The organism is Arcticibacter sp., from assembly GCF_045629565.1.
Classification (GTDB): domain Bacteria; phylum Bacteroidota; class Bacteroidia; order Sphingobacteriales; family Sphingobacteriaceae; genus Arcticibacter.
On the sequence record NZ_JAZQRL010000045.1, the window covers coordinates 1 to 8,230 of the forward strand.

The window sequence follows — 8,230 nt, forward strand, 5'->3', positions numbered from 1 at the left end:
TTCCCAATTCTGCCATTCTTGTCGGTAATTTTTTCATCCACAAAAGACCACTTGTCTTGCTGCTTATCGAATAGTTCCAATTTGATTTTCACTCCACTTGCAGGAGAACCCTTCGAAACGTCCAGTATATGACTAGATAGCTGATAATGGTTATTCTGGGCGAATGTCATCAGAGAGAACATGGCCAGAATAGTTGTAAACATTAATTTTTTCATCGGTTTTTTAGATTATTTTATTGAAGTAATACCCAGTTCAGTTAGACTGGCGGCTTTCGCGATAAGATCATCATTTTCCGGACTGCCACCACCAGCCACACCAATACTCCCTATTACATTCCCTTTGTACCAAAGAGGCACTCCGCCGCTTAACAGTAACAACTCGGGTAAACTGTTTAGGTTTTTTGTATCAACGTTTGATTCTGCGTTTCGTAGCAATACAAGTGTGGGCGTTTTAGTCGACAAGGCAGTAAATGCTTTTCTCCTGGCCGCTTCTGTATTATGCGGACCAACACCGTCGCCTTTAATTAACAGGAGCGTTGTTCCTGAAGCATCCAGAACGGCAATAGAAACGTTCCTATCGAATGAGGATGCAGATTGAGTAGCGCGTGCGGCTATTTCGAATGCGGCCTTCAATGTTAAGTTGTCCGACGTCTTAATATAGGTGTCGGTGGTATTCGGATTTAACGGCTTCTCAGAGCGCTGTTGTCCAAAACACACGGCTGATGATAATAATAGCGTGAGCAGAATTTTCATAATAGATTTTATACAAAGCTACTCGCGCTCCGCATCACAATTCTTGTCCTATGTCAACGTTTTACAGTTTCGCTTTTATTCTGCTTAGAGTAGATGGAGAGATACCCAGGTAAGACGCTGCCAGCTTATTAGATACCCTGACCAATATCTGAGGTTGGTTTTTGATCAGCCATCTCACCTTTTGCATGGCGTCAAAGCCCTGAAAACCATAAATTCGCTTCTGTGCCACTATAAATCCGAGCTCTAATATTTCGGTATAAATTTTAGTAAATCCTGGCAAGGTATTAACGAGGAGATAAAAATCTGCTCGTCTAATGCGAAGCAGCTCCGACCTTTCAATCGTCTGCAAGAATTCTTCGGCGGGTTGCTGATCGATAAAACTGGGTAAGGCTGTGACAAAGCTCCCTTCAAACGCAAAGTATCTGGAAATTTCAAGTCCCTCTTCCGTACTGGTAAATAAACGTATGGAGCCTTTATTGATAAAATAGTAGTGCTTAGAAACCTGATTATAATGCAGGAGAATTTCATTTCTCTTTGTTTTGACAGGCAGGAAATACGAACAGACCTCGTCAAGTGTTCGGCTGTCGATCTCCATCTTACTTTCCAGAAACTTCCTAAGTAGCAAATACATACTTTTCAACAGCGAAATTCAAATGCAGATAAATGTAAAGAAAAAAGCGCTGACGCCCCTACATCTCTTAGGAAGCCTAAGGTCTGCCTCTGACCAGCTCCTGACCAGCTTGTCCCCTTAGCCGCACCACAGCCACATTGTAGCCACGGTGTAGCCACCTTTTTAAGCAAAAACGTGGCTACACCGTGGCTACAATGTGGTTTCTCCCCGGCTACACCCACAACCTGCCCTCAACCTGCCCACAACCTGCCTCCAATCTGCCGGCAACGTGCCCTCAACCTGCTCTCCTACGCTCCTTCAGTTAACTTTGAAAAAACACCGCATGGTCATAACTTTTTCCTAAAAAATTGTGTTTTATACCCAAGTAACCAAACCTAATCTTATCATGGCTATTTTAGATAAGGACGGATTTCTCCGCGGCAAAAAAGGCGACAGCATTTTCCGCCGGGTTAACGACAAACCCGTTGTTTCCCAGGCACCTTCAGCGCGAAAACAAACCGATGAATCAAAATCTACCGCCTTTGAATTCGGCCTTGCCAGCAATACTGCCAGGGCCATCCGGTTCCCGCTGGGTATGTATTACCTGGGCTTGGATGGAGGCCTGGTTAACAGATTGAATACGGCTGTCCGCTTCGCTCTCCTTTTCAGCCCTTTTGCTGAAGCGGGACGGCGTGACCTTCACGACGCGGAACTGGCCCCCCTGGCAGGCCTTCAGTTCAATGCGCATGCCCCCTTAAACAGACTGCTGAAGCCTCGCCCCCAGGTAACCCTTAGGCACAACTTCACGCTTAACATCACCCTCCCGGGCTTCAGCCCTAAAAAAGATCTCCTGTATCCTAAAACCGGCTTCTATGTCGGCTGCACCCTCACGATAGCACCATACGCCTTCGACTTCCGCAGGGAATTTTACATACAGCTGGCGTCCAGGGAAACGGCAATCACCCAGCCGTACTTCGAAGGCTTTGACTGGGACTTTGATGAATACCTGCCTGCAGGGGCAGTTGTACTGGTTTGTATGTCGCTCCAATATCACATTCAAAGCACGGCTACAGAAAGAAAAATCCTGAATATCAGACAATTTTCTCCTACCGAATTGGTTGCTGCATATCACATACCACCTGATCCCGGGCAGGCAGCCACAGGATGGCAGGACAACTACCTCCCGTCTGAAGGGTACAGAGGTAATGAAATGCTGAGAAATATGGATCCGCGTTGGACATGGTAAACTAATCTAAACCAAGAAATATAAACAATGGCAATTTTAAAAGGCGGACCCAATGGTCCATTCAGTGGCAAGGTGGGTAGTGTAGTAGGTAGCAACTGCGGAAGTGTTGACTACATAAAGGGGTTGACAATCGTCAAAAAACATAAACCTTCAGAAGCCCAAATCATCCAGAGACAACGGTTTCCCCATATCACGACATTCCTCTATCAGGTTCAGGATGCCCTCAACAAAGGCTGGGACAAACAAAAGAAAACGAGAACAAATGCAATAAACGACGCCGTTAGTTATAATTCCCGCCACGCGCTTCACCCGGGCTGCGGAGGAATTATGTTTCATCGTATCAAGATCAGCGACGGGGCACTACCCAAACCCTCAAACGCCAAGGTGACCCGGATAAATTCCGATACGATACGTATAGACTGGAATCCGGCTGTACGCTCTTTCAGTACCTGTGCCGAAGACGAGGTAACCATCGTGATCTTCTGCCCAAAAAGCTGGACCGCGCTGGTCCTGGTCGGACAGTATCTGCGCAGGGATGGAGAGGCGGCGATCATGTCGCCCATCATGGAGGACGAGGATATCTGTCATGCGTATATCTTCTTTACATCTCCCAAAGGGGTTAGCTCACCGACATTTTATATGAAGGTCCCCTGCAAAGCAGAATCAGAAGAAGAAGTTTGAGAGTTTCGGTAACAAGATTACCGAGGCAACGATAATGGCAAATATTGCGGCTACCAGAACGGCTCCCGCGGCTATATCCTTTATGATTTTGATCCGCGGATCGTAGTCTTTATTGATATAGTCCATGATCCGCTCGACGCAGGTATTGAACATCTCAGTAACAAACACCAGGGTAAGGGAAAGCAAAATGAAAAGCCACTCTAAAGGATCCAACCCACATAACAGGGAGATCGCAATGGCTATAAGCGCCAGGATGAGGTGAAGAGGGCCGTGAACTTCCTTTTTGAAAAATGATCGGATCCCCGCCACTGCATAGCGTAAACTTTGATACCGGGCCAACCAATACCGGCCCATCACTAGTACAGGGCGCTAATGGTTTTCCACAAAGTACGTACGCTGGAAATGATAACCAACACACCTACACTGATCAGCATGGTCTTGGTTTTTAACTTCCCGGCTAATCTCGCTGCGAGAGGCGCTGCTAATAATCCCCCAACTATAAGGCCTGCTATGGTTTCAATATGGCTGGTTCCCAAGATAACAAAGAAGGTAAGCGCACTTCCGAATGTAACGAAAAACTCGGTCAGGCTGACCGTTCCGATAATATAGCGGGGGGTCTTTCCTTTGGATATCAGGGTACTGGTAACCAGTGGCCCCCAGCCTCCTCCACCGAATGAATCCAGAAAACCACCTGCGCCTGCTAACCAGCCGGCATTTTTAACCTTTTGTGATTCCCTGCGCTTCTTAAAAGCGTTTACCAGAATGCGCAAACCAAGTAAAAGGGTGTAAACCGATAAAACCGGGCGTAACCAGTCCCCATACTCCTCGCCCAGATAGGCAAGTAAGGTGGCTCCTATCACGGCGCCTAAAACACCTGGAAAAACCAGGGTCTTGAAAAGTTTCTTATTGATATTACCGAAGCGGTAGTGACTGTAACCTGACGCGCCGCTTGAAAACATTTCTGCGGTATGTATACTTCCGCTGATAGCGGCGGGGTTAAGTCCGGTTGAAAGCAATACGGTGGTGGATATTACACCGTAGCCCATTCCCAACGCTCCGTCGACCATCTGTGCTACAAATCCGGCAAGGACCATCCAGCCAAAGGCCGCATCCAGATCGAGGTTCTGAACAAATATCCTGAAGTCGCCCGCAAAATTGTGCAGCGGATAATAGGAGGAAACGACATGGCCAAGCAGAATGAACGCCAATGCAAAAAGGCATCTGTTGGCGATTTTCCGCCAATAATTTTCTTCTCTGTTACGAGCGGCAACTGCCTCTTTTTGATGTGTATTTACCTCGGCCGGGGTATCTGAAAGAGCGGGTGCATTAAGCGTCGATACCATTACGCCTGCGTCGGCTGCGTCTTTGAGGATGGTTCTGATCAGCGCAGTATCTCCATGCTGCAATACGATGAGGTCGTAATAGGTGACCAGATCATCACTATAGCCGGTGTGGAAGGTGCGGATTTCCGGAGCCAGGTTCTCAGCATCCCACGCAGATCCTTCGCCTTCTACCTTCAACAGGTCGACGATGATGTCTTTGTTTTTATAGGCTAAGGCAGAGATCGCTTTCGAAACTTCAGAGCTCTCCCCAACTGCTAAGATCTCAAAACTCTTGTTTTCTACACCACTGAGCTTTGATATCTCCGAAACTTGCTGCATCTGGTAAATTTTAGTCAAAAAAAAGAGGGACGCATGCCCTCTTTACAAAAGTATATAAATTCTACCATAATGATAGATTGAATTTTTATTTATTTCTTTACCCTACTTTCGAGGTCAGAAACGGTGATCGTCACCATTCTTCCAACAGGCTTTTTACCTCTGTATGTAATGACCCGCATGTTTGATGCGTCTTTTGGAACGACAAGCGGCGCGACATATTTTGGATAAAAATGATCGGGAAAGGAGTTGTCAAAGCTGGTGTAAATATCCAGTCCTTCAATTTCGGGTGTGAGGCTTACTACCAGCTGTCTGTTTTTATCGCGGCTTACGCTAACTATGGGATCATACATGCTGGGTGCGTATTTTACTTCGGCGATGTCCATCCGTTCAAACTGCTTTTCTACGCGCCCGATGAAATCGTTCCAGTTTCTTTTTTTAGTTGGCGACCACAGTGCTTCGGAAATTGCCCAGCCCCGTGGCCAGGTCATGTATTCGGCCTGCCGCATGTTGTAGATCTGCTCGGTCCACAGGTTGCCTTGCCCTCCTTTGATCAGCTTAGGGTCCACTCCGTCGGGAAGAACTTCCATCTGGTAGGACTGACTGAGTCTGACGGATGCGTAGTTTCTGGGCTCTATGGCCGGGTCGCCCTGCATCAGGTCAATATAAGCGTTCTGCATAGGCGTCATCACTACTTCGTGACCGGCCTTAGCCGCATCTATTCCATTCTTCACTCCTCTCCAACTCATTACCGCAGCGCTTGAAGGAACTCCGCCTGCAACAATTTCGTCCCACCCAATGAATTTCTTGCCTTTTGACGCAACGATCTTTTCTACTCTCTTGGTAAAGTATCCCTGCACTTGTTCCATGGTTTTCAGGTTTTCGCGTAGCATCAGGGCCTTGACCTGCGGGTTTTTAGCCCAGAAGTTGTGGGCTGCTTCATCGCCTCCCATATGGATATATTCGAACGGGAAGAGTTCTGCCAGCTCGGTAACGACTTTATCGACGAATTCATAGACCTTTTCGTTTGCCGGGCATAACGCATTGTCGACCAGGGCGATCGGGGGTGCTCCGCGTGACCAGTCCATAATCTGTTCTCCTGAGCGTACTACATAATTCTTGGCTTCCGGGGTACACGATAACTCAGGATACGAGGCAATTGCGGCTAAGCTATGTCCGGGTACATCAATCTCAGGCATAATGTCCACGAAGCGGGCTTTAGCGTATTCTACCAGCTCCCTGATGTCTTCCTGGGTGTAAAAGCCCCCGTAATTACGGGGTTCGTCGGCTGTGGGAGGACTGAACTTCCCGAAGTATCCGACTTTCTTCACGCTCCATGCTCCTACTTCAGTCAGCTTGGGAAGGCTCTTGATCTGGATTCTCCAGCCTTCGTCGTCAGACAGGTGCAGGTGCAGCAGGTTGTATTTATAGCGCACCATATTGTCGATGTAGCGTTTTACTTCTTCTTTGGTAAAGAAATGGCGCGACACGTCGAACATGAGCCCTCTCCATCCGAAGCGAGGGTAGTCGGTCACTTCCATACAAGGGATCTGCCAATCGGCTTTTCGTACTTCCGTCGCACTTTCGATCTCCTTGGGAAGAAGCTGGATGAGCGTTTGCGAGGCATAAAACAGCCCTGCGGCTTTGTTGGCCTTAATCATGATCTGTTTAGGGCCTACGTCAAGGCGATAGCCTTCATCCCCGATCAGTGTATCGGGCTCTTTGTTAATCTGGAAGTAGATAGTCGCTGACGGGTTCTGCGGACTGACGGTTATCTGTGATCCGGTAGGGACGCTCAGCCGTTCTTTGAGGAAGTCGGCTACATGCTGCAAGCCTGGGCTCGTCCCTATCCGGATGCTTACATGGCCGGGAAGGGTGAATGTACCGCTTTGCCTGACGATCTCTACCGGTTCGGGGATGATGGCTATCTCTCTCGCCCGCTGCTGAGCTGAGGCCGTGAAGGCGCAACATAGTAGTGCAATGATCAATTTTCTCTTCATATTTATTGGGGTGTGTATCTGTTGTTAATAGTGCCTGGTCCCGCTTAACCAAACTTGTTGTACTTCAAAGTCTTTGTTGAAAACCAGCAGGTCCGCCTTTGAGCCTACTGCTATAGAGCCCAGGTCAGGTCTTTTGAGGATCTGCGCTGGATACAGGCTGGCCATTCGAAGTGCTTCTTCGAGAGGAACTTCTACGTGTTTCACCATGTTTTCCACTGCCTGCAGAAGCGTAAGACAAGATCCGGATAATGTTCCGTCGGGAAGGGTAAAACGATCTGCCTTCCTGATGTGGATATATGGACCTTCTAATGACTCTTCTATCGCATCGGTGATGAGAAGCAAGCGTTCTTTCATGATCTTCTTTGCAATGGAAATCGCATTAAAGTCGACATGAACGCCGTCCGCTACTATGCTAGCCCTTACGTTATCGGATTGAAAGGTGGCCCCGGGCAAACCGGTATCCCGGTGATGCAGGGGCGACATCGCATTATAGAGATGGGTTGTACAGGTAATTCCCTGATCAAAGCCAGCCTTTGCCTGCCCGAAGGTTGCAGCGCTGTGCCCTGCTGAAACAATAACGTGGTTATCGGTCAGCAGGCGGATGATTTCTGGATCCGTCACTTCCGGGGCGAGTGTCATCATTTTGACGACTCCTTCAGCCTCCTGGAGGAGCTTTTCCACCTCTTTTCTCTCAGGAGCTTTTACATATTCTTCGATATGTGCGCCCCGTTTCTGTGGGTTGATATACGGGCCTTCCAGGTGGAGTCCCAGTACTGCGGGATGCGGATTATCTCTCACAGCCCGGATCGCTTCCATGAATACCTCCATGGAGTTTGTAGCCAGGGTGATCAGAAAGCCGGTAGTTCCCTGGGCCACAAGCGCGTCGGCTATCGCGTGCAGTGACTCCGCTGTCGGGTTGGCTGAAAACAGGTACCCGCCTCCTCCGTAGATCTGCAGATCGAGAAGGCCCGGGCTGATCATGGCTCCCCGACAGTCAATAATCTCTGCCTGCTGTGGAATATGGGTGGTATCGATTAGTCCATTGATAACACCATCTTTTATCAAAATGGATTTATCCTTTAAGAGCCTTTCGCCTGTATATATTTGTCCGTTACTTAATACTACCATCTTTTTATCATTTTAAGTGAATCCTTCTCTTCTCTAAGAGGGCGGCTATTTGTATGGTTAACAACGAAAATAAGAAAGATTTGATCCAGAGGGAGCAACGAATAGTTTTCGGGTTCTGTGTCATACCGTTATTCCAGAAGGTTGTTAATGGGGAT

9 protein-coding genes are annotated in these 8,230 nt (G+C 48.0%); 2 read left to right on the forward strand and 7 right to left on the reverse strand.

Features of this window, described 5'->3' with window-relative positions:
- From ACKI5J_RS06040 to ACKI5J_RS06050, 3 genes are all read right to left on the reverse strand, one after another.
- The coding region (locus ACKI5J_RS06040; protein ID WP_407427543.1) for a hydroxyisourate hydrolase at window positions 1-215 on the reverse strand (215 nt) is incomplete at its 3' end.
- A 12-nt stretch (window positions 216-227) separates the two neighbouring features.
- Window positions 228-752 carry a GlcG/HbpS family heme-binding protein gene (locus tag ACKI5J_RS06045; protein WP_407427545.1) on the reverse strand — a complete coding sequence of 175 codons (525 nt, stop codon included), beginning with the start codon at window positions 750-752 and terminating at the stop codon, window positions 228-230.
- A 61-nt stretch (window positions 753-813) separates the two neighbouring features.
- Window positions 814-1,383, reverse strand: coding sequence for a Crp/Fnr family transcriptional regulator (locus ACKI5J_RS06050; protein ID WP_407427547.1), 570 nt, complete (start codon window positions 1,381-1,383; stop codon window positions 814-816).
- A gap of 385 nt (window positions 1,384-1,768) precedes the next feature.
- Between ACKI5J_RS06050 and ACKI5J_RS06055 the strand changes: the two genes are divergently transcribed.
- Complete coding sequence (locus tag ACKI5J_RS06055) at window positions 1,769-2,608, forward strand: hypothetical protein (RefSeq protein WP_407427549.1); 840 nt, start codon at window positions 1,769-1,771, stop codon at window positions 2,606-2,608.
- A 27-nt stretch (window positions 2,609-2,635) separates the two neighbouring features.
- A complete protein-coding gene (locus ACKI5J_RS06060; protein WP_407427551.1) occupies window positions 2,636-3,289 on the forward strand; it encodes a DUF6266 family protein in 654 nt (217 codons plus the stop codon).
- Here ACKI5J_RS06060 and ACKI5J_RS06065 read toward each other — a convergent pair.
- The 4 genes from ACKI5J_RS06065 to nagA form a co-directional block, all read right to left on the reverse strand.
- Entirely contained in the window at window positions 3,272-3,598 is a 327-nt protein-coding gene (locus tag ACKI5J_RS06065) for a diacylglycerol kinase family protein (RefSeq protein WP_407427553.1), read from the reverse strand. The two genes, ACKI5J_RS06060 and ACKI5J_RS06065, sit on opposite strands and share 18 nt — an antisense overlap.
- Before the next feature lie 47 nt (window positions 3,599-3,645).
- On the reverse strand, window positions 3,646-4,950 hold the full coding sequence (locus ACKI5J_RS06070; protein ID WP_407427555.1) for a sulfite exporter TauE/SafE family protein: 1,305 nt from the start codon (window positions 4,948-4,950) through the stop codon (window positions 3,646-3,648).
- 89 nt (window positions 4,951-5,039) lie between these two features.
- Complete coding sequence (locus ACKI5J_RS06075; RefSeq protein WP_407427557.1) at window positions 5,040-6,947, reverse strand: beta-N-acetylhexosaminidase; 1,908 nt, start codon at window positions 6,945-6,947, stop codon at window positions 5,040-5,042.
- A 24-nt stretch (window positions 6,948-6,971) separates the two neighbouring features.
- Window positions 6,972-8,075: an N-acetylglucosamine-6-phosphate deacetylase gene (gene nagA, locus ACKI5J_RS06080; RefSeq protein WP_407427559.1), complete on the reverse strand. Its 1,104-nt coding sequence runs from the start codon at window positions 8,073-8,075 to the stop codon at window positions 6,972-6,974.
- Between the last annotated feature and the right edge of the window lie 155 nt (window positions 8,076-8,230).